Genomic DNA, 20944 nt, shown 5'->3' on the forward strand with positions numbered 1-20944 from the left:
CGTACTTCGTGCAGTTCTTACTGATCAAAGGAGTGCAGTCATGGAGCAGCAGATTCCCGTTCACGAAAACCCCCGCATGAAATTACGCGGGGTGAATCTCGGCGGCTGGCTGGTTCTGGAGAAGTGGATGACCCCCAGCCTGTTCGAGGGATTGCAGGCCACCGATGAAACCACCTGGTGCGCCGAGATGGGCGAGCGTGCCGCGGACCGGTTGCGGCGACACTGGAACAGCTTCATCACCCGAGAGGATTTTGCCTGGCTGCACGAGCACGGCATCAATGCCGTGCGCATTCCACTGGGCCACTGGATCTTCGGCCCTGACTACCCCTACCACCCCAAATACGGCGAGAGCCGCTACCCCTTCGTCGAGGGCGGGATCGAGGTTCTCGACCGCGCCTTCACCTGGGCGGCCGAATTCCAGTTGCGGGTGGTCCTCGACCTGCACGCCGCGCCCGGCTGCCAGAACGGCTTCGATAACGGCGGCATCAAGGACATCTGCGAATGGCACACCGACGTGCAGTACCGCGACCACTCGCTGAGTGTGCTGGAACGCCTGGCCGAGCGTTACCACGACCACCCCAACCTGCACGCCATCGAGGTACTCAACGAGCCGCGCTGGGATGTCCCCACCGAGTACCTCAAAAGCTACAACCTCGACGCCTACCAGCGCATTCGCCGCCACTGCGAACCGGAGCGGGTCAGCGTGGTCTTCCATGACGGCTTCCGCTCCTTCGAGGAATACCTGGGCTTCATGCAGGCGCCGGAATTCGCCAACGTGGTGTTCGATCTCCATCGCTACCAGTGCTTCGAGCGCGGTGACATCGACAGCGATATCTACACCCACATCCACAAGGCCAGCGGCCAATGGAAAGCCGAAGCCGACGCGATCATCGGCCGGCTGGGATTACCGGCCTATTGCGGTGAGTGGAGCCTGGGCCTCGATCTGAAGGTGGTCTCGCTCTGGGCCGAAGGACCGTTCAACCACGCCCTGGAAAACATGGACAGCGTCCAGCAGGATATGGCCTACCGCGGCTACGCCGCCGCCCAGTTGCTGACCTTCGAGAAATACCTGGGCTGGTTCTTCTGGAGCTACAAGACCGAAACCACGCCGGCCTGGTGTTTCCGCGAGTGCGTCCGTCGCGGCTGGCTGCCCTCAACTTTTTCTTAGTGCACGAAGGGGCGTGCCGTAGCCGACGAACTGCTCCTGCGGCAAGTGATTGAGCAGGAGCCTGCGCTGGTAGTGCCGGTCGAGGCCGGTCTGGAAGCTGATGGCCATCAGCGTCGCCTCGGGCAGTTCGCGGTGCAGCATGTCCATCAGGTAGTCCTCGCCCTTGGACTCGTAGGCGCTGGCCGCCTCTTCGATGAACACCCAGGCGGGCTGCTGCAGGAACAACCGGGCTATGCCCAGCCGTTGCTGCGCGCGCAGCGGCAACACACTCTGCCAGTTGTCGACCTCGTCCAGGCGCGCCGCCAGCCAGGCGATCCCCGCGCATTCAAGGGCATGCTGCATGGCCACGCTGGTAAAGGTGCCGGCCGGCTGCGGGTAGCTCAGCGCCGAGCACAGGCTGCCGACCGGCAGGAACGGTCGCTGCGGCAGGAAGCAGATCGACGGGCCCGCCGGCAGCCGGACCTCGCCATGCCCCCACGGCCACAAGCCGGCGAGCACCTTGAACAGGCCGATGGTGACCGTCGGATCGCCGGAAATCAGCACCCGCTCGCCTGGCTGGATCACCACGTTGAGTCCCTCGATCAGGACCTGCCCGTCGGGGTTGGCGATACACAGGTCGCGCAGCACCAGTTCCGGCTTGTTCGACTGCACCAGGCTGATGCGGTCGGCTTGCGGTTCGGCAGCCAGTTCCTCGAGACCCAGCAGGTCGTTGTAGAGACTCATGACCCGGTCCGCGGACGCCCGGCAACGCGCGAGTTCGGCCAGGTTGTCGATGGGCCAGGAGAGCGCCGAGGTCAGTTGCTGGAAGGCCTGCGCCGCCTGCATCAACACGCCCAGGGTCATGCTGCCGGAAATGTACTGGGGCGCCATGACCAGGATCGGGAACACCGGTAGCAGCACACCATAGCCCGAGGAGAACGACACGATGCCGAGATAGGCCAGCGTCTGCCGATACCAGCGGTGGCCCAGTTCGGCGAAATGGGTGTTCGAACTCCTGCGCTCGGCATCTTCGCCCTGCATCAGCGCGATCGACTCGGAGCTTTCCCGCGCATGGGCCAGCCCGAAGCGGAAGTTCGCCTCCGCGGTCTGCAGCTTGTTGGTCGCCTTGATCAGCGGCCGCCCCAGCAGCAGGCCGAAGAAGGTGCCGGCCGCGGCGTAGGCCAGCGCCAGGATCACCATGTAGCCCGGCACCAGCAGGGCCGTGCCGGGCAGGTTCACGCTGCCGGTGACCGTCAGCAGGATGTCGGCAAAACTGCCGAATATCAGCAGCGAATAAACCAGTGAGTGAGTCAGGGAAATCGCGCTTTCGGTCACGACGTGGACGTCTTCGGCGATACGACCGTCCGGGTTGTCATGCTCACCTTCGGTCAACTGCAGCTGGTAGTGATGTCCGTGGGTCATCCACTTGTCGAGGACCTTCTCCGTCAGCCATTTGCGCCAGTCCAGTTGCAACCAGCGCTTGGTCCGCATGTGCAGCGCCGTGACGCCGACGGTCAGCAGCAGGATCACCACGAAGGTGCCGATCTGCATGATCAGGCGGTCCGGCGACTTCGCTTCCAGGGCATCGAAGAGCGCGCGGTTCCAGTAATTCATCCAGATCACCAGCGCGACCTGGGCCAGGGTGAGCAGCAACAACGCCAGGGTGAAACCGCGCACCTTCCACTTCTGTGCGCAATTCCAGTACGGCATGACCAGCCGCAGGAACTGCCAGTGCAGTTTCGGCGGTTGCCGGACACCTGGCAGCCGGAGCATCAGTCGCTCCCCCGCGCAGTCAGCGGCGGCGCGGCCGAATCGTTCGGTCTGCGCCCACTGAAGTTGACGGGTGGTTGGCTGGCCTGTCCGGGAATTCCCCGCGAGGGGCTGGACTGCGTGCACGCCGGCTGTTGCCGGGCTGCTGGCGCACGGGCGGCGAGCTGCGTTCCGCCACCGGGCAGGCAATCCACCAGCGGGGCACGCGCCCCGGAATTCCCGCGTTGGGCGAAACGTTGCAAGCGAACCCCTCGCCGGCTCGCAGCGCAGAATGTTCCCCGACACAGGCGGGTATGCGCCCCCGCCATTTCTATTGGCAGATACATCATCCGACCCCCTACAGCGCAAGGTCGAAGCCCTAGTTATCAACGTGCTCCGGGGAGCGCGTTGTCTATAGCCTGCGGAACTCTTCGCGTCCCGTCAGGATTTGCCGCGCGGCGCAGCGGCGGTAGGTGTGAGCCAACGATGGCCGATGATGGTAGTTGTGCGGCTCGCTGGGCTCAGCGCCGGTCTGCACCGGATATCTTCATTCAAGCACACGGAGCTCGAACGGCACTGATGATTCCTACCGTTGAGCGGGTTCGGCGAACGGCGATTGCGCTAGGGCCTGAGCGGTCAGGCCGACGCGCTGACAGCGCCGAAACAACGACCATCCGCGCCCGCCAGCGGATAGGGGCGACTTGCCGCGAGCTCCGTTGTGCCGCCATCGCGCCGTCCGCTGCGGGGACCGACGGCTCGATCGGTCGCTCGTGTGGCAGCGTAGGCCTTCAGCCCGCCTTGCCGATCAACTGGCTCAGCACCGCGCGCAACTTGCCGGGCTTCACCGGCTTGTTCAGCAACGGTATGCCGAGGCCCAGCAGGTCGCGGCGGCACTGGTCGCTGCGGTCGGCGGTGATGATCACCGCCGGCACCTCACGGGCGAAGTGCTGGCGCAGGGTACGGATCACGTCGCAGCCGAGCATGTCGTGGTCCAGGTGGTAGTCCACCAGCAGCAGGTCCGGCGCCCGGCCCTGCAGCGCCTCCAGGGCGCCATCGAGGTCGGTGGCGGTGAGCACCTGGCAGCCCCACTGGCCGAGCAGCGCCGACATGCTCTCGAGGATGCCCGGTTCGTTGTCCACCACCAGCAGGCGCTGGCCCGGCAGCGGGTCACCGGTGACCGGTCGCGCCTCGACATTGGGTCGCACCGGCGGCAGCGAATCAGCCAGGGGCACCTCGATGCTGAACACCGAGCCCCGACCCACTTGCGAACGCACTTCCACCCGGTACTCCAGCATGCTGGCGATGCGATCGACGATGGCCAGGCCCAGGCCCACACCCTTGCGTTCCGCCGCGCGGCCCACATCCAACTGGTTGAATTCGAGAAAGATCGCTTCCAGCTTGTCCGCGGGAATCCCCCGCCCGCTGTCCCAGACCTCCAGCCGCAGCCGAGCCCCGCGACGACGCGCGCCGAGCAGGATGCGCCCGCGCTCGGTGTAGCGGCAGGCGTTGCTGAGGAAGTTGCGCAGGATGCGCGTCAGCAGGCGGAAGTCGGTGCTGATGCTGATATCCGGGATGCGCACCCGCAGGCCCAGCCCGGCGGCTTCGGCGACGCTCTCGAATTCCGAGGCCAGGGGACCGAGCACCTCGTCCAGCCGATAGACATCCAGGTCCGGCTTGATGGCGCTCTGGTCCAGCTTGGAAATATCCAGCAGGTCGGTGAGCAGGTCTTCGGCCCCTTCCAGGGCCTGGTGGGTACGCTCCACCAGTTGCTGCTCCGCGGCCGGCAGCGAGCGCTCGCGCAGGGTGGATACCAGCAGCCGGGCGGCATTCAGCGGTTGCAGCAGATCGTGGCTGGCGGCCGCCAGGTACTTGTCCTTGCTGAGGTTGGCGGCCTCGGCGGCATCGCGCGCCTCGCGCAGTTGCGCGTTCAGCGTCTGCAGCTCGCAGGTGCGCTCCATCACCCGCTTTTCCAGTTCGTCATTGAGGGTCTGCAGACGCTGCTGGGCCAGGATGCGCTCGGTGATGTCGGCGACGAAGCCCTCCACCAGCCCCTCTTCATCGGGCTTGAGCAGCAGGTTCATCAGCACATCGACATGACTGCCGTCCTTGCGTACCAGGCGTGTCTCATAGCCGAACAGCCCGCCCTCGCGCTGCAGCAGTCGGCGAATCTCCACCAGCTCGGCGGCGCCACCGACGAACAGGTGGCTGGCGAGGTCGGTGAGGCTCCACAGGCAATCCTGGGGCGAGTCGTAGCCGAGCATCCGCGCCAGGGCCGGGTTCGCGGCGCGCAACCCCTGTTGCAGGCTGGCCTGGAAGATGCCGTGCACTGCGTGCTCGAACAACCACTTGTAGCGGTTGCGCTCGGTCTCCAGCTCTTCCAGGCGCGCCAGCAGTTCGGGGTAGTGGCTCTTGCGCGCGGAATGGCTGCCCAGGCCGAGCAGCCCGGTCAGGGCCTCGCGCTGCTCGTCAGAGGGCCTCGGCATAGACCACCTCGACATCCCGCTGGCTGGACTCGCGCGGGTTGGTGAGGATGCAGGGATCGTCCATGGCGTGACGCGAGAGGAACGGAATGTCCGAAGTGCCGACGCCGTGCAGGCGCAGGGTCTCGTGGAAGCCCACCGCGTGCTTGAGAGTCACCAGGTGTTCCACCAGGCGCTGACGCACCTGATTCTGGGTCAGGCCTCGGCAGTCGATGCCGAACGTCTCGGCGATAACCTTGAAGCGCTCCGGCGCGGCGCTGTAGTTGAAGGCCACCACGTGCTCCACCAGTACCGCGTTGCACAGGCCATGGGGCAGGTCGAGGAAGCCGCCGAGGCTGTGGGACATGGCGTGTACGGCGCCGAGGATGGCGTTGGAGAAGGCCAGCCCGGCCTGCATGCTGCCGAGCATGATCTTCTCGCGCAGGGCAATGTCATTGGGGTTGGCGATCATCGCCACCAGGTTGCCGTTGATCAGGCGCATGGCCTCCAGCGCATGGGGATCGGTGAGCGGACCGTGGCCGGTGGAGACGAAGGCCTCGATGGCATGCACCAGGGCGTCGATGCCGGTACAGGCGGAGAGGAAGGGGTCCATGCTCAGGGTGGTTTCCGGGTCGATCAGCGACACGTCGGGCACCACCGCCTTGCTGACGATGGAGAACTTCATCCGCTCCTGCTGGTTGGAGATGATCACGAACTGCGACACGTCGGCCGAGGTGCCGGCAGTGGTGGGGATGAGGATCAAGGGCGGGCTGGGCACGCTGAGGGTATCCACCCCTTCGAATTCGAGAATGTTGCGGCCGTGGGCGGCGACTATGCCGATGCCCTTGGCGCAATCCATGGGGCTGCCGCCACCCACGGCGACTATCACGTTGCAGCCCATGCTGCAGTAGAACTCGGCACCCTGCATCACCTCCTCCACACGGGGGTTGGGTGATACCTGGGTGTAGAGGCAGTAATCGATGCCCTGGGCCTGGAGGCTGGCCTCCACGTCGGCGACCCAGCCGGCGGCCTGCACGCCGGGGTCGGACACCACCAGCACCTTGCGCGCGCCGAAGGTGCTGGCGTAGTTGCCGACATTGTGCCGGCAACCGGCGCCGAAAATGATCTCGGGAGAAACGAACTTGCGAAGCAGGCTGATATCGTGACGCATCAAACGGCTCGTTCTTGTAGTTATGGAATGAGTAGGACCCAGCCTACTGGATTCATGGGGCATTTCAATCAGACCTTGGGCGGCTTTCCTACAATGGCGGGGTTGGCTCTTGTTGTAGGGGCGAATTCATTCGCCAAGGGCAGCGAAGCTGCCCCGGATAGTCCGATGGGCAGACCTGCGGTCTGCTTGGCGAATGAATTCGCCCCTACAGGCTTATCACCCCTCGATAGAACTCCAGCTCCGCCTCCAGGGCATGGGCCAGGTTGGCGGCTTGGCGGAAGCCGTGGCGTTCTTCGGGATAGAGGTGGCACTCGACCCGCTGGCCGGCCTCGCGCAAGGCGCTGACCATGCTGGCGGTCTGTTCCGGCACCACCACGGCATCCAGCCCGCCCTGGAAGAAGATCAGCGGCGCGGCGATCTCCCGCGCCCGCAGCACCGCCGAGCGCTGCCGGTAGCGCTCGGCGTCCCGCTCGGGATCGCCGATCAGCCAGTCCAGGTAGTCGGCTTCGAACTTGTGGGTCTTCTCGCGCAGCACCAAGGGGTCGCTGACCCCGTAATAGCTGGCACCGCCGCTGAAGGGCGTATCCCCCAGCAGCGCCAGCAAGGTGGTGAAGCCACCGGCGCTGGAGCCACGGATGAAGGCCCTGGCCGGGTCCACCCAGCCCAGTTCGCCGAGATGACGGAGTAATGCCTTGGCATCGTCCACATCCAGTTCGCCCCAGCCACCGGCGAGCCGTTGCCGGTAGGCCCGGCCATAGCCGCTGCTGCCCCGGTAATCCAGGTCGGCCACGGCAAAGCCGCGCTGGGTCCAGAACTGGATGCGCGGGTCCAGCACCGGCTGGCAGGCGGACGTGGGCCCGCCGTGGCAGAACACCAACAGGGGCGGACGCTGGCCTTCCGGGGCCTGGTAGCGGCCATTGCAGGGCGGATAGAAAAAAGCATTGGCCCACTCCCCCGCCCCCACGGCAAAACGCAGTGGCCGCGGCCGGGAAATCTCCTCCGGCGGCAGCCCTGTGCCACCGCCCGCCAGAACCTGTGCGGCGCCGCTGGCACGGTCGATGGCCAGCACCGCACTGGTGCTTTCGGGACCGGCGGCGATGCAGTAGTAGCACCGTGGGTCCGCCGCCAACTGGCGGAAGCGGCTGTAACCGCTGGCCAGGGGCTCACCGGACGGGCCGGCCAGGTAGCCCTGACCATTTTCCAGCCAGGTGCGCAAGCCGGCCTCAGGCAGGTGATTGCTGGCGCCCATCTGCCAGGGTGCCGATGCGTGGTCCGCCTGCCTGGCAGGCAAGGGCAGGAAGCCATCCGCGTGCAGACGCCAGGGTTGCCACCAGCCATTGCGGTCACTCAGGCAATGCAGGCGCCCTTCGGCATCGAAGCACGGCTGCTGCAGGGACTCGCCACCCTCCCCGCCCGCGACGATTTCAACCGTCCCCCAAGCCCCATCCTGGAGCCGGCGCAGGCAGAGCCGGGATTCCGTCCAGGGCTGCGCCGGGCGGTTCCACTCGATCCAGGCCAGGGTCCGGCCATCCGGGCTGATGCGCGGCGCGGCATAGAAGTCGGCGCCCTCGGCCAATACCTGGCGCTGGCCATCGTCCAGGGCAACGGCAATCAGCCGGTGGTCACCCTGCTCCTCCTCCACCGCCAGCACGAGCCGGCCCGACGGCCAGAGATCGCCATAGCGGCACCGGCCATTGCGGGTCAGCGCAACCGGCACGCCGGACAACGGCTGGAAGTAGAGCTGCTGGTCCGCCTCGTTGACGAACGCCACGCCGCCGTCAACCAGGCAGAAGGCGCCGCCGCCGTACTCGTAGACCCGGCTGCGCAGCGAGAAACCCGCCGGCGTCAGGCACTGGGCCCCGGCCTCACGCCAGTGCCACAGGGTGGTGCGGCTGTCGGCCGGATCGAACGACGTCCAGAACAAGCCGGCCGGGCCGCAACGCAGTTCGGCGAAGTCGCGGCTGGCGGCGACGGCCCGCTGCGCGCTCCAGGGGCTGTCCCAGAAGCCGAAGCCGCGAGTTTCAAGCGCGGCAGATGATCTTGGAGGTGCGCTCATTGCGATAGGTCAGTTGCTCCAGGGTCCCGGGAGCATGCTCCGCCTCCTCCCGCGCCGCCAGTATCTTGCCGTGGTGGGGGGACTTGGCGCACACCGGATCGGCATTGCTGGCATCACCGGTGAGCAGGAAGGCCTGGCAGCGGCAGCCGCCGAAGTCGCGCTCCTTCTCGTCACAGGAACGGCACGGCTCGGGCATCCAGTCATAGCCGCGGAAGCGGTTGAAACCGAATGAGTCGTACCAGATGTGCTTGAGGTCGTGGTCCTTGACGTTGGGAAACTGCACCGGCAGTTGGCGCGCGCTGTGACAGGGCAAGGCAGTGCCGTCCGGGGTGATGTCGAGAAACAGGCTGCCCCAGCCGTTCATGCAGGCCTTGGGACGCTCCTCGTAGTAGTCCGGGGTGACGAAGATCAGCTTGCAGGGGTGGTTCTGGGCCGCCAGCTTGGCTCGGTACTGGTTGGTGATGCGTTCGGCGCGTTCCAGCTGGGCACGGGTCGGCAGCAGCCCGGCGCGGTTCAGCTCGGCCCAGCCGTAGAACTGGCAGGTCGCGAGCTCGACGAAGTCCGCCTCCAACTCGATGCACAGCTCGATGATCCGCTCGATGCTGTCGATGTTGTGCCGGTGGGTGACGAAGTTCAGCACCATCGGGTAGCCCTGGGCCTTCACCGCGCGGGCCATGGCCAGCTTCTGGGCGAACGCCTTGCGTGAGCCGGCCAGCAGGTTGTTCACCTCCTCGTCGGCGGCCTGGAAGCTGATCTGGATATGGTCCAGCCCGGCCTCCTTGAACGCCGCCATGCGCGCCTCGGTCAGGCCGATGCCGGAGGTGATCAGGTTAGTGTAGAAGCCCAGCTCGCGGGCGGCGCGGATCAGCTCTTCCAGGTCCTGGCGCACCAGCGGCTCGCCACCGGAAAAGCCCAGCTGCGCGGCGCCCAGCTCACGGGCCTGGCGGAACACCTCGATCCACTCGGCGGTGGTGAGCTCCTCGCTGTGCTTGGCGAAATCCAGCGGGTTGGAGCAGTACGGGCACTGCAGCGGGCAGCGGTAGGTCAGCTCGGCCAGCAGCCAGAACGGCGGCCCCGGCTGGTTCTCAGGCTTCGAGTTGCAACCAGAACTGGGCATGGGCCACCTCGATGAACGCCAGAATGTCTTCGTCCAGGCCGGGTACGTCGGGGAAGCGCCGGCGCAGGTCGAAAATGATCTGCGCCACCGACCGCTGGCCATCCACCAGCCGGAGGATTTCCCCGGCGCTCTCGTTCAGCCGCACCATGCCTTCCGGGTAGAGCAGCACGTGGCAACCCTGGGCCGGCTCCCATTGCAGGCGAAAGCCCCGGCGCAAGTTGGGCACCTGGTGTACGTCGAAATCACTCATAGGGCGATCCCCCGGTGCCAGACCCGCTCGCGGGTCACGGTGTGATAAGGCGGACGCTCCAGCTCGTAGGCCATGCTCATGGCGTCGAGCATGCTCCAGAGCACGTCCAGCTTGAATTGCAGGATCTCCAGCATGCGCTGCTGGGCCTCCCAGGTGCGGTAATGCGCCAGGGTGATGCGCAGGCCGTGCTCGACATCACGGCGCGCCTCCTTCAGGCGCTTGCGGAAATAGTCGTAGCCAGCCGGGTCGATCCAGGGGTAGTGCTGCGGCCAGGCGTCGAGCCGCGACTGGTGGATCTGCGGGGCGAACAGCTCGGTCAGCGAACTGCTCGCCGCTTCCTGCCAGCTGGCGCGGCGGGCGAAGTTGACGTAGGCGTCCACCGCGAAGCGCACCCCCGGCAGCACCAGCTCCTGGGACAGCACCTGCTCGCGCGGGAGGCCGACCGCTTCGGCCAGGCGCAGCCAGGCCTCGATGCCGCCTTCTTCTCCGGGCGCGCCGTCGTGGTCCTGGATGCGCTGGATCCATTCGCGGCGGGTGTCGCGGTCCGCGCAGTTGGCGAGGATCGCCGCATCCTTCAGCGGGATGCTCACCTGGTAGTAAAAGCGGTTGGCCACCCAGCCCTGGATCTGCTCGCGGCTCGCGCGGCCCTCGTACATCGCGCGATGGTACGGGTGATGGATGTGGTAGCAGGCGCCCTTGGCGCGCAGGGCTTGCTCGAATTCCGCGGGGCTCATGGCTCTCTGGCTCATGCTCGATTCCCTCGTAGGGTGCGCCGTGCGCACCGGAAACAGGTCATGGTGCGCACGGCGCACCCTACAACTCGATGCTCATGCCGTCCCAGGCGACTTCGATGCCGTGGCGGCCGAGTTCGGCGCGCTCGGGGGAATCGACGTCAAGGATCGGGTTGGTGTTGTTGATGTGGATCAGCACCTTGCGCGGGCCGGGAATGCCGTCGAGCACTTCGATCATTCCGCCGGGGCCGCTCTGCGGCAGGTGGCCCATCTCGCTGCCGAGCTTGTCGCCCACCTCGCAGTGGCGCAGCTCGTCGTCACGCCAGAGGGTGCCGTCCACCAGCAGGCAATCGGCGCGGCGCATCCAGGCCAGCAGGGCGTCATCCACCTGGCCGAGGCCGGGGGCATAGAACAGTGTGCCGCCGGTTTCCAGGTCCTCGATGAACAGGCCGATATTGTCGCCAGGGTGCGGGTTGCCGCGGTGCGGCGAGTACGGTGGCGCGCTGCTCTGCAGGGGGATGGCGGTGAAGCGCAGGCCCGCGCAGGCCGGGGTTTCGAAGGTGGGCGCGGCGAGGTCGATGGGGTTCCAGATGAGGCCGCCATTCCAGTGCCGCAGCATGTTGAACAGCGGGAAGCCGCTGGTGAGGTCCTGGTGGACCATGTCGGTGCACCAGACCGAGTGCGGGCAGCCTTCGCGCAGGCTGAGCAGGCCAGTGACGTGGTCGATCTGACTGTCCAGCAGGACGATCGCTTTGACGCCGGTGTCGCGCGCCCGGCGCGCCGGCTGCAGCGGCCCAAAGGCCTCGAGCTGGGCGCGGATATCCGGAGAGGCGTTGCACAACACCCAGTCGACGCCGTTGGCACTGAGGGCGATGGAGGACTGGGTGCGCGGCTGGGCGCGCAGCTTGCCGCTGCGTACGCCACGGCAGTTGCGGCAATTGCAGTTCCACTGGGGGAAGCCGCCACCGGCGGCCGAACCGAGAATCTGGATGTGCATGGGATTTGCCCTGGCGGGGGCCCCGGCACAGGGCCGGGGCGATGCGGATCAGCGGTTGGCGAAGTACAGGGTCACTTCGAAACCAATGCGCAGATCGGTAAAGGCGGGTTTAGTCCACATGGAGCAATCCTCTTGTTATGGCGCCGGAGGATTCCGGCAAGTCCAGTTAATCACCGGGCCGGAGGGGGCCGAATGGTACTTTCGGAGGAGATTCGCTCGTGATTTGGTAGGGGCTGCGAGGTGGTTGGGCGCCCTCATTTGTAGGGGCGAATTCATTCGCCAAGGGCTGCGCAGCAGCCCCTGCTAGGCCCAAGGGCAGGCCTGCGGCCTGCTTGGCGAATGAATTCGCCCCTACAGGATCTTGCCCATGCACCAAACAAAAAACGCGGCCGAGGCCGCGTCGCGATAAAGCCCTGCAGGGCATGGGATGGGGTGCGCAGTTCCCGCTGACAGGGCGCCATCGGCAAAGGGCGTGTGGCGCCCGTCCAGCGCGCCACACGGGTCGACAAGGGATCAGAAGAAGCCCAGCGGGTTGATGTCGTAGCTCACCAGCAGGTTCTTGGTCTGCTGGTAGTGGTCGAGCATCATCTTGTGGGTCTCGCGGCCGACGCCGGACTTCTTGTAGCCACCGAAGGCGGCATGGGCCGGGTACAGGTGGTAGCAGTTGGTCCACACGCGGCCGGCCTTGATGCCGCGGCCCATGCGGTAGGCGCGGTTGATGTCGCGGGTCCAGAGGCCGGCGCCGAGGCCGAACTCGGTGTCGTTGGCGATCGCCAGGGCTTCGGCTTCGTCCTTGAAGGTGGTGACGCCCACCACCGGGCCGAAGATCTCCTCCTGGAACACGCGCATCTTGTTGTGGCCCTTCAGCAGGGTCGGCTGGATGTAGTAGCCGCTGGAAAGGTCACCACCCAGGCGCTCGGAGCTACCGCCGGCCAGCAGCTCGGCACCTTCCTGCTGGGCGATGTCGAGGTAGGAGAGGATCTTCTCGAACTGCTGCTGCGAGGCCTGGGCGCCGACCATGGTCTCGGTGTCCAGCGGGTCGCCGCGCTTGATCGCCTTGATCTTCTTCATCACCTCGGCCATGAAGGGCTCGAAGATCGACTCCTGTACCAGCGCCCGCGACGGGCAGGTGCACACCTCGCCCTGGTTGAAGAAGGCCAGTACCAGGCCTTCGGCGGCCTTCTCGATGAAGGCCGGCTCGGCCTGCATGATGTCTTCGAAGAAGATGTTCGGGCTCTTGCCGCCCAGTTCCACAGTGGAGGGAATGATGTTCTCGGCGGCGCAGTGAAGGATGTGGGCGCCCACCGGGGTGGAGCCGGTGAAGGCGATCTTGGCGATGCGCTTGCTGGTGGCCAAGGCCTGGCCCGCTTCCTTGCCGAAGCCCTGGACGATGTTCAGCACGCCGGCCGGCAACAGGTCACCGATGATTTCCGCCAGCACCATGATCGACAGCGGGGTCTGCTCGGCGGGTTTCAGCACCACGCAGTTGCCGGCGGCGAGCGCCGGGGCGAGCTTCCAGGCGGCCATCAGCAGCGGGAAGTTCCACGGGATGATCTGGCCGACCACGCCCAGCGGCTCGTGGAAATGGTAGGCGGCGGTGTGCTCGTTGATCTCGGCGGCGGAACCTTCCTGGGCGCGGATGCAGCCGGCGAAATAGCGGAAGTGGTCGGCGGCCAGCGGCACGTCGGCGTTGAGGGTTTCGCGCACGGCCTTGCCGTTGTCCCAGGTTTCGGTAACAGCCAGCACTTCCAGGTTCTGCTCGATGCGGTCGGCGATCTTCAGCAGGATCAGGGCGCGGTCCTGGACCGAGGTGCGGCCCCAGGCATCGACGGCGGCATGGGCGGCGTCCAGGGCTTTTTCGACGTCTTCGGCGCCGGAACGGGGGAATTCGGCGATCACTTCGCCGTTCACCGGAGAGGTATTGGTGAAGTACTCGCCGCCCAGCGGCGGTACGAATTCGCCACCGATGTAATTGCCGTAACGCGGCTTGAAGCTGACGACGGCGCCCGGAGTGCCTGGTTGTGCGTAGATCATGGCGTTGCTCTCTCTGGTCGGTGCCTGCCCGACTGGGCAGGTTGTGGACCGATCTTAGTCAGCCGCCGCCGGAGCCCGGAATGCGCCCATGGGAGAGACGCCCTCGTCATTTGGTAGTAGTCGACTCGCTCTCAGGCCCGTGCCAGAGCGCCCCTGCGGGAGGCCTGGGTCGCCGGCGCAGCGGCCTGTTCCGGCCGGTAACCCAGGCGCAGGCCGCCCCAATGGCGCCCCTGGACGATGATCGGCACCGAGAGGTCGTGCATCAGCTCACCGGTATCGCGGGTGTAGGTCTGCAGCAGCAGCGGCTGCTGGTGACTGCCGCAACGGATGCCGGTGCGGTCGTTGAACATGCGCTTGCTGCGGCTGCGGGCCATGTCCTGCTCGCGATCCCCGCTGGGCGGCTGGCTGAAGGCCAGGTTGTGGGTGGGCACATAGCCTTCCTGCGTACAGGCGATGGCGAACACCAGGCCCTCGTGGCCTTTGAGCAACGGCTCCTGGATGTCCGGCAGGACCTGGTCGGTGTAGCGGTCGAAGCGCGAGCCGTACTTCTGCGGGTAGGTGCCGGGCACCACTTGGAAGCGCCGGTCGAACAGGTCGTCGAGGCTGATCCGGCCGTCCCGCACATCGGCCGCGAAGCGCTCGGAAATGGCCGCCGCAGCTCCGCGCGCCAGGTCGTAGACCCGCTGGTGATAGTCATCCAGGCCCACTTCGGCGAGGCGCTCGCTGATGGTTTCGGCCTGCCCCTCCAACTGGCTGGCGGCTTCGGCCAGGCGCCGGGTCTGCTGGTCGCTGACACCCAGGTCGCTGCGCATCTGCCCTACCGCCTCGAACAAATCGGCCAGCTGGTCGCGGTTGGTCCGGGCACCGTGGGCAATCTCATCCACCTGCCCTTCCACCGCGGCCGCCAGGCCGGCGATCTTCTCCAGTTGGCGTCCCGTCAACTCCACCTGGCCGACGCCGGCGTCCAGGTCGGCGGAGAGCTGCTGGATCTGCTCCACCACCAGGGCGGTCTGGCGCTGGATATCGGCGACCATCTGCCCGACTTCACCGGTGGCGCTGGCAGTACGTCCGGCCAGGCCGCGCACCTCGTCCGCCACCACGGCGAATCCGCGACCATGCTCGCCAGCCCTCGCGGCCTCGATGGCGGCATTGAGGGCCAGCAGATTGGTCTGACTGGCAATGGACTGGATGACCTGGGCCACCTGCTGGATTTCCTCGCTGCGCTGGCTGAGGGCGCCGATCAGCTCACGGCTGGCGCCGGCGCGGGCGCTGAGCTGGTGCATGAGTTCGATGGCCTGCTGCAGCACCTCACGGCCTTCATCGCTGCTCTGCCGGGCGTCATGGGCGGCGGCGAAAGCCTGCTGGCTGAGCGCGGATGTCGCGGCCTCCGTTCCGATCATCACCTCGGCGCTGCCGACGATGCGCTCGGCGGCCTGCAACTGGGATTTCAAACGCTCAGCCAGACGATCCACCGAGTAGGCCACGCCAGCGGCGGACAGGGCGTTGTGACTGGTGCTGCGGGACAGGTCGCGGGTGAGGCGCGCAACGTCGGTACCCTCTTCCACTGCTCTGTGCTCCTGCCGCCTCGGCCGGAACAGCCAAGGCAATGGCAGGCAAAGCAGGATTCCCAGCCAGGGCGGCAGGCCTGCGAAGGTCACGGCGCCGGCAAGGAGGAGGATGAGGAGACTCTGGAACAGGCAGTGGCGCATCGCTTACCCCTTTCTTGTCATTGTTTGGGGCGTATTAAGCGGCCTTTGGCCAGTACAAAGCCATGGTTCCTTGGTCGTAGAGCCCGCGGGATCGCTCTCAGCACGAAGGAAAATCGCGCTCCCGAACAGGAAATGGGCCTACGCGGAGACTGCATTGCTGGACTACAGAGGACTTGGATAGGGTTTGCGCCGTTGTGCCCCTCGGGTCGCAATCGGGTGTGGAAGCCCGTTCATTGATAATCAGCACGCCATAGCGACAGGTCACACGTCGGCAGTCTATGGCGGACCGTGCGAGCGGGCTCCGGCCCGACCGGTCTTGCTGATTATCCCGGTACTTCCACACTCGCACGGTCCGCCACCCTTCAAGGATTTGGTGGCGGCTCCCCAACCCAATGGACGGAGCTCTCCCTATGAACCTTCCCGAAATCACTCCGCAGGTCTTCCGGCGCCACCGCCGCCAACTTCGCGCCTTCCTCATCGGCCATGAAGCCTGGTTCTCCACCCGTGACCTGCGCCGCGTGGTCAATGCCAACATCAACGACTGCATCACCCGACAACTCTGTGACGACCAGCATCAGCACGTACTGCTGCGAACCGCCAATGGCTGGTTCGACGAGGAAATGGTGGTCAGCGAATCCGGCCTCCACGCCTTGCTCTACGTGTACTGCTACCACCCGGAGAACCGGATGCTGAGGCAGTGGATCAGCCAGGAAGTGGTCGCGGGGTTGTGGAGCGGCCGAGCGCTGGCTGGATAAGCTCCTGGCCCGAGCGGTGCCGGCTTATGCCAGCTTCCGGTACCGTCGGCACTGCTGCACCACGTACTTGCGCACATGCTGGAGCTTGCTCCAGTCGCCCTCTTCCATGCCGGCATCGATCAGCGCTTGCCTAACCTCGTTGCCTTGGGCAGCCGGCTCCATGGCATCGACCATCTCCCGTAACTCTCGCAGCACGAAGGGTGGCGCCAGGGTCATTTCCCGGGCGAATTGTTCCCAGTCCTTGAGACGAAGCTCCTGGGGGTGGAAGTTCTCTCCGACTGCAAACCCTAGCTGTGGGCTGTAGTTGAGTACACGGGTGCAGACCAGGTCGTAGGCCGGTGCGAGGTTCCAGCGGCCGTTGGCGTCCTGAAGCAGGGAAAGGTTCTTGGCGTGTCCGTCGCTGTTGCCGGCCAGCACGTTGAATATCTGCCAGTGCAGCAATTGCCGGACCTGCAGCGCGGGCTTGGCGGTCACCGCCCGAACCAGTTCGGCGCAGCGGCCAAGGCTTGGGCCTCCTTCTTCCTGGTACTTCAGTCGCCGCGGCACGCCGAGCGCCTGGCACATGTCTTCCTGGTGTACGCGCAGCATACGGCCACCGCTGTCGATGCGGTCATAGCGGGCCACGGCCAGGTAGCTACCCTTGCCGGAGCGGCCGATGAAGCTGTCCGGCACTGGCAGACCGGCCAGTTTCGCCAGTCGGTTCATGTAGAGCTCGTTGAGGATGAGCCCCGGATTGGCTGCGAACTTGATCAGGTGCGAGGACGCGTTGCTGCCCTGGGGCAGAAACATGGCGCCGTCCCGAATCAGTACCGGCACCTTGTCCTGCGCCCCCGCCAAGGACAGTCGGGTCTCCTGCTCGCGCCCCGGCCGGAACAGGGCATAGCGCTCGGTACCTTCGGCCCAGCGGGCGAGTTGCTGTTCCTCGACGGGCACCAGGTCCGCTGCTGCTTCGTCTTGCGCGCCGGCCGGCAGCAGGCGCAAGGCGCCGGCGCAATCGCCGCCGATGGCAGCCAGCAGCGAGAAGTCCTCATCCGCCACACCTAGCCTGCGCACCAGCACCTGGCGCGCCCCCTCTTCCGGCAGCAGGTTGGCGAACCAGTTATGCGCGATACCGATGTCTTCCGGGAATGGCGAACCGGTCAGGGGCAGGCTGTTGGAAATGGGCATCTCGGCAGCGTCATAGGCAAAACCCATAGAGCGGCCATCCTCACCCAGCCACAGTTCGCCGATGCGCTGCTCGCTGCGCCAGACTTCCAGGCTTGGCCTCACAGTTCACCCCCATCACGGCGCGTGGCCGAGAGGTCGATGCCCAGGGTCTGGCAGACCTGGATAACGCGGCCTATGGAGCAACTGTCCCGGCCGTTTTCCAACTCGCTGAGGAAACGCATGCTGACGCCGCACAGACCCGCGGTGTCCGCCAAGGTCAACTGCTGCGCCTTGCGGGTCTTGCGGATCATCCGGCCCAGTTCGGCCATGCTGGAGAAGTGCGCGGTAGAGGCCATATTTTTCCCGATAGGTAAAAAAATGGATGTCGGCTGGGGATCAGCCGAAAATTTTCCCAATCGGGAAAATACTCCTACCGGTTGGTGAAATGCACGTAATTTTTCCCGAACGGGAAAATAAACCTCGCCAAGGTGTTTCTCAAGGAGAAAGCAAAGGCCCGCCGAAGCGGGCCTTTGCGTGGCGGTCAGCGCTTGGCGACCACCGCTTCCTTCGGCAACTTGAAGGTCCAGAGCATGCCGCCCTGGTTCAGGTCCTTGATGCGCTTGGCCACTTCGCCACCCCAGAGCGGTACGGCGCCGCCCCAGCCGGACAGCACCGAGACGTACTGCTCGCCGTCCATTTCCCAGGTAATGGGCGAGCCGATCACGCCGGAGCCGGTGTTGAACTCATAGAGTTTCTTGCCGGTCTTGGCGTCGAAGGCCATCAGGAAGCCCTCGGGGTTGCCGGTGAACACCAGGTTGCCCTTGGTGGCCAGCACACCGCCCCAGAGCGGCGCGTAGTTCTTGTAGCGCCAGACTTCCTTGCCGCTCTTCGGATCGATGGCGCGCAACACGCCGATGTACTCCTCGTTCAGCGGCTTGATGGTGAAGCCGGCGCCCAGGTAGGCCGCGCCCTTCTTGTAGGCGACGTTTTCGTTCCACATGTCCATGCCCCACTCGTTGGAAGGCACGTAGAACAGGCCGGTGTCCTGGCTGTAGGCCATGGGCATCCAGTTCTTGCCACCGAGGAAGGACGGTGCGACGAACACCGGGCTGCCGTGCTTGCCATCGCCACCCGGTGCCCCCGGGCGCTTGGTGTCGTCGTAGATCGGGCGGCCGTCCTTGTCCAGGCCCTTGGCCCAGGTCACCACATCGACGAAGGGGAAGCCGCGGATGAACTTGCCATTGGTGCGGTCCAGCACATAGAAGAAGCCGTTACGGTCGGCAGTGGCGGCGGCCTTCACCGTCTTGCCGCCGTCCTTGTAGTCGAAGGACACCAGCTCGTTGACGCCGTCGAAGTCCCAGCCGTCATGCGGGGTGGTCTGGAAGTGCCACTTGATCGAACCGTCGTCCGGGTTCAGCGCCAGGCGCGAGGAAGAGTAGAGGTTGTCGCCAGGGCGCAGGTGGGAGTTCCAGGGCGAGGGGTTGCCGGTGCCGAACAGCAGCGAGTCGGTTTCCGGGTCGTAGTAGCCGCCCAGCCAGGGGGCGGCGCCGCCGGTCTTCCACAGATCCCCGGGCCAGGTCTTGCCGGCTTCGCCGCCGGAGATACCGCTCTCGACCTTCTTGCCGTCCTTGTAGACGTAGCCCATGTGGCCTTCCACGGTGGGACGGGTCCAGAGCAGCTCGCCATTCTTCGGGTCGTAGGCCTCGATCTTGCCCACCACGCCGAACTCGCCACCGGCCACGCCGGTGATCAGCTTGCCCTTGACCACCAGCGGCGCGGCGGAGATGGAATAGCCGGCCTTGTAGTCGGCCACCGTCTTGCGCCACACCACCTTGCCGGTGTCCTTGTTCAGCGCCACCAGCTTGGCGTCCAGGGTGCCGAAGATCACCAGGTCCTCGTACAGCGCCACACCCCGGTTGATCACGTCGCAGCAGGGCATGATGCCGTCGGGCAGGCGCGCGTCGTACTGCCAGAGTTTCTTGCCGGTGCGCGCGTCCACGGCGAACACCCGCGAGTAGGAGCCGGTGACGTACATCACGCCATCCTTCACCAGTGGCTGGGCCTGCTGGCCACGCTGCTTCTCGCCACCGAAGGACAGCGCCCACACCGGGCGCAGCTGCTGCACGTTGTCGGCGTTGAGGGCGTCCAGGGTGCTGTAGCGCTGGCCCTGCAGGCCCAGGCCGTTGGTCACCACCTGGTCGGTGGACTTGGCATCGTCGAGGATGTCTTTGTCGGTGACGCCAGCCAGGGCCAGGCTGCTGGACAGCATCAGGGCGACGGACAACAGCGTCCGGGCGAAAGGCTGGTGGGGTGTGGCGAGCTTCATTAGCGGCTACCTCTGCGGGCTTGTTGTTGTGATCCGGGAAAATTTCCCGGTCTGCCGCAAATTCTTGGTTTGCCAGGGGTGGCCAACAATTGGACGCAGTGCGGATTTTCCTCCTCCGTTGGTAGCAATACCGCCACGCCCCTGCATACTTCAGCTGCCGATTGTGCAGCGGCGCCTACCACTGGCAGACTGCCGCCCCTGCTCCGCTTTCCAATGCCCACGGGACCTATGCAACTCTTCACTGATCGTCAATTGCTCCTGGCCAGCTGGGCCATCGTCCTCATCGGCCTGCTGCTGGTGTTGCCCTTCCACCTGTTGCCATCCCTGCTTTCGGGCCTGCTGGTCTATGAGCTGGTGATCAGCCTGGCCCCGCGCCTGCAGCCGGTGATCCCCGGGGGGCGCCGCGCCCGCTGGCTGGCGGTGGCGCTGCTGGGCACCCTGGTGGTGAGCCTGCTGTCGCTGTTCTTCGTCTGGATCGGCGGTGTGGTGACGCAGGAATTGCACAACCCCGGCCAGTTGCTGGAGAAGTTCATCGTCCTGACCGAACAGGCCCGGGCGCAATTGCCGGCGTCCATCGAGAACTACCTGCCGGCCAGCGCCGATGACCTGCGCCGCGAACTGATGGACTGGCTGCGCGCCCACGTCGGCCAGCTGCAACTCTTGGGCAAGGGTGCGGCGCATACCTTCGTGACCATGCTGATCGGCATGATCCTCGGCGCCATCATCGCCCTGCAGCCGATCCCCAATTTCGAGACCCTGCGCCCGCTCAGCCGGGTGCTGCTGGAGCGCATGGCCATGCTGGTGACCGCGTTCCGCAACATCGTCTTCGCGCAGATCAAGATTTCCCTGGTCAACACCACGCTCACCGGCATCTTCCTCGCCGTGGTGCTGCCGCTGATGGACATCCACATGCCGCTGACCAAGGTGCTGATCCTGCTGACGTTCATCCTCGGTCTGCTGCCGGTGATCGGCAACCTGATGTCCAACACCCTGATCTTCATCGCCGGATTCTCGGTATCGCTCTGGGTGGCGGTCGGAGCCCTGGGCTACCTGATCGCCATTCACAAGCTGGAATACTTCCTCAACGCGCGCATCGTCGGTGGCCAGATCAGCGCCAGGGCCTGGGAGCTGCTGCTGGCGATGCTGGCGTTCGAGTCGATCTTCGGCCTGCAGGGGCTGGTGGCGGCGCCGATCTACTACGCCTACCTGAAGAGCGAGCTGAAGCACGCGGAATTGGTGTAGCGCCAGAGTTCGAAACGGTGCGCACGGCGCACCCTACGAGGCAGACCCAGCACTC

At 65.7% G+C, this 20944-nt stretch carries 17 protein-coding genes; 3 read left to right on the top strand and 14 right to left on the bottom strand.

The features are described 5' to 3' along the window. Positions 1–40: 40 nt before the first annotated feature. Positions 41–1168, top strand: coding sequence for a glycoside hydrolase family 5 protein (locus ACFW0H_RS24625; RefSeq protein WP_422916470.1), 1128 nt, complete (start codon positions 41–43; stop codon positions 1166–1168). Here the strand turns inward: ACFW0H_RS24625 and ACFW0H_RS24630 are convergent. The 11 genes from ACFW0H_RS24630 to ACFW0H_RS24680 form a co-directional block, all read right to left on the bottom strand. After that, entirely contained in the window at positions 1154–2920 is a 1767-nt protein-coding gene (locus ACFW0H_RS24630) for an ABC transporter ATP-binding protein/permease (protein ID WP_422916471.1), read from the bottom strand. The two genes, ACFW0H_RS24625 and ACFW0H_RS24630, sit on opposite strands and share 15 nt — an antisense overlap. Positions 2921–3684: 764 nt before the next feature. Beyond that, positions 3685–5379: a PAS domain-containing hybrid sensor histidine kinase/response regulator gene (locus ACFW0H_RS24635; RefSeq protein WP_422916472.1), complete on the bottom strand. Its 1695-nt coding sequence runs from the start codon at positions 5377–5379 to the stop codon at positions 3685–3687. Further along, a complete protein-coding gene (gene ercA / locus ACFW0H_RS24640) occupies positions 5363–6526 on the bottom strand; it encodes an alcohol dehydrogenase-like regulatory protein ErcA (protein WP_422916473.1) in 1164 nt (387 codons plus the stop codon). The genes ACFW0H_RS24635 and ercA overlap by 17 nt, the downstream gene beginning before the upstream one ends. 205 nt (positions 6527–6731) lie before the next feature. Further along, positions 6732–8582 (bottom strand): S9 family peptidase, encoded by a 1851-nt coding sequence (locus ACFW0H_RS24645; protein ID WP_422916474.1) that lies wholly within the window; start codon positions 8580–8582, stop codon positions 6732–6734. Then, positions 8548–9699, bottom strand: coding sequence for a pyrroloquinoline quinone biosynthesis protein PqqE (pqqE, locus tag ACFW0H_RS24650; protein ID WP_422916475.1), 1152 nt, complete (start codon positions 9697–9699; stop codon positions 8548–8550). Before pqqE ends, ACFW0H_RS24645 begins: the two co-directional genes overlap by 35 nt. Then, positions 9668–9949 (bottom strand): pyrroloquinoline quinone biosynthesis peptide chaperone PqqD, encoded by a 282-nt coding sequence (pqqD, locus tag ACFW0H_RS24655; protein ID WP_422916476.1) that lies wholly within the window; start codon positions 9947–9949, stop codon positions 9668–9670. The genes pqqE and pqqD overlap by 32 nt, the downstream gene beginning before the upstream one ends. Next, the gene (pqqC, locus tag ACFW0H_RS24660; RefSeq protein ID WP_422916477.1) at positions 9946–10698 is read right to left on the bottom strand and encodes a pyrroloquinoline-quinone synthase PqqC; all 753 of its coding nucleotides are present in this window, start codon (positions 10696–10698) and stop codon (positions 9946–9948) included. The genes pqqD and pqqC overlap by 4 nt, the downstream gene beginning before the upstream one ends. Positions 10699–10762: 64 nt before the next feature. Beyond that, a complete protein-coding gene (pqqB, locus tag ACFW0H_RS24665) occupies positions 10763–11677 on the bottom strand; it encodes a pyrroloquinoline quinone biosynthesis protein PqqB (protein ID WP_422916478.1) in 915 nt (304 codons plus the stop codon). 48 nt (positions 11678–11725) lie between these two features. Continuing rightward, positions 11726–11797, bottom strand: a complete 72-nt coding sequence (gene pqqA / locus ACFW0H_RS24670) for a pyrroloquinoline quinone precursor peptide PqqA (protein WP_072432761.1) — start codon at positions 11795–11797, stop codon at positions 11726–11728. A gap of 393 nt (positions 11798–12190) precedes the next feature. Further along, entirely contained in the window at positions 12191–13711 is a 1521-nt protein-coding gene (gene exaC / locus ACFW0H_RS24675; RefSeq protein ID WP_422916479.1) for an acetaldehyde dehydrogenase ExaC, read from the bottom strand. Between the two features lie 131 nt (positions 13712–13842). Continuing rightward, positions 13843–15420, bottom strand: coding sequence for a methyl-accepting chemotaxis protein (locus tag ACFW0H_RS24680; protein WP_422916480.1), 1578 nt, complete (start codon positions 15418–15420; stop codon positions 13843–13845). 410 nt (positions 15421–15830) lie between these two features. On the opposite strand from ACFW0H_RS24680, the gene ACFW0H_RS24685 reads away from it, so the two are divergent. Beyond that, on the top strand, positions 15831–16175 hold the full coding sequence (locus ACFW0H_RS24685) for a BRO-N domain-containing protein (RefSeq protein ID WP_422916481.1): 345 nt from the start codon (positions 15831–15833) through the stop codon (positions 16173–16175). Positions 16176–16199: 24 nt separating this feature from the next. Here the strand turns inward: ACFW0H_RS24685 and ACFW0H_RS24690 are convergent, their stop codons facing one another. From ACFW0H_RS24690 to ACFW0H_RS24700, 3 genes are all read right to left on the bottom strand, one after another. Beyond that, the gene (locus ACFW0H_RS24690; protein ID WP_422916482.1) at positions 16200–17444 is read right to left on the bottom strand and encodes a type II toxin-antitoxin system HipA family toxin; all 1245 of its coding nucleotides are present in this window, start codon (positions 17442–17444) and stop codon (positions 16200–16202) included. Next, positions 17441–17677 (bottom strand): helix-turn-helix domain-containing protein, encoded by a 237-nt coding sequence (locus ACFW0H_RS24695; RefSeq protein WP_422916483.1) that lies wholly within the window; start codon positions 17675–17677, stop codon positions 17441–17443. Before ACFW0H_RS24695 ends, ACFW0H_RS24690 begins: the two co-directional genes overlap by 4 nt. 185 nt (positions 17678–17862) lie before the next feature. Next, positions 17863–19647 carry a PQQ-dependent methanol/ethanol family dehydrogenase gene (locus tag ACFW0H_RS24700; RefSeq protein WP_422916484.1) on the bottom strand — a complete coding sequence of 595 codons (1785 nt, stop codon included), beginning with the start codon at positions 19645–19647 and terminating at the stop codon, positions 17863–17865. Between the two features lie 228 nt (positions 19648–19875). Between ACFW0H_RS24700 and ACFW0H_RS24705 the strand changes: the two genes are divergently transcribed. Then, entirely contained in the window at positions 19876–20889 is a 1014-nt protein-coding gene (locus ACFW0H_RS24705; protein ID WP_422916485.1) for an AI-2E family transporter, read from the top strand. The last annotated feature ends 55 nt before the right edge of the window (positions 20890–20944 follow it).

The organism is Metapseudomonas cellulosilytica, assembly GCF_049334135.1.
Taxonomy (GTDB): domain Bacteria; phylum Pseudomonadota; class Gammaproteobacteria; order Pseudomonadales; family Pseudomonadaceae; genus Metapseudomonas.

Excerpts from the sequence above, each read along its gene's own strand:
- ACFW0H_RS24625 (WP_422916470.1), top strand. The coding sequence starts at position 41 with ATGGAGCAGCAGATTCCCGTTCACGAAAACCCCCGCATGAAATTACGC.
- ACFW0H_RS24630 (WP_422916471.1), bottom strand. The coding sequence starts at position 2,920 with ATGCTCCGGCTGCCAGGTGTCCGGCAACCGCCGAAACTGCACTGGCAG.
- ACFW0H_RS24635 (WP_422916472.1), bottom strand. The coding sequence starts at position 5,379 with ATGCCGAGGCCCTCTGACGAGCAGCGCGAGGCCCTGACCGGGCTGCTC.
- ercA (WP_422916473.1), bottom strand. The coding sequence starts at position 6,526 with ATGCGTCACGATATCAGCCTGCTTCGCAAGTTCGTTTCTCCCGAGATC.
- ACFW0H_RS24645 (WP_422916474.1), bottom strand. The coding sequence starts at position 8,582 with ATGAGCGCACCTCCAAGATCATCTGCCGCGCTTGAAACTCGCGGCTTC.
- pqqE (WP_422916475.1), bottom strand. The coding sequence starts at position 9,699 with ATGCCCAGTTCTGGTTGCAACTCGAAGCCTGAGAACCAGCCGGGGCCG.
- pqqD (WP_422916476.1), bottom strand. The coding sequence starts at position 9,949 with ATGAGTGATTTCGACGTACACCAGGTGCCCAACTTGCGCCGGGGCTTT.
- pqqC (WP_422916477.1), bottom strand. The coding sequence starts at position 10,698 with ATGAGCCAGAGAGCCATGAGCCCCGCGGAATTCGAGCAAGCCCTGCGC.
- pqqB (WP_422916478.1), bottom strand. The coding sequence starts at position 11,677 with ATGCACATCCAGATTCTCGGTTCGGCCGCCGGTGGCGGCTTCCCCCAG.
- exaC (WP_422916479.1), bottom strand. The coding sequence starts at position 13,711 with ATGATCTACGCACAACCAGGCACTCCGGGCGCCGTCGTCAGCTTCAAG.
- ACFW0H_RS24680 (WP_422916480.1), bottom strand. The coding sequence starts at position 15,420 with ATGCGCCACTGCCTGTTCCAGAGTCTCCTCATCCTCCTCCTTGCCGGC.
- ACFW0H_RS24685 (WP_422916481.1), top strand. The coding sequence starts at position 15,831 with ATGAACCTTCCCGAAATCACTCCGCAGGTCTTCCGGCGCCACCGCCGC.
- ACFW0H_RS24695 (WP_422916483.1), bottom strand. The coding sequence starts at position 17,677 with ATGGCCTCTACCGCGCACTTCTCCAGCATGGCCGAACTGGGCCGGATG.
- ACFW0H_RS24700 (WP_422916484.1), bottom strand. The coding sequence starts at position 19,647 with ATGAAGCTCGCCACACCCCACCAGCCTTTCGCCCGGACGCTGTTGTCC.
- ACFW0H_RS24705 (WP_422916485.1), top strand. The coding sequence starts at position 19,876 with ATGCAACTCTTCACTGATCGTCAATTGCTCCTGGCCAGCTGGGCCATC.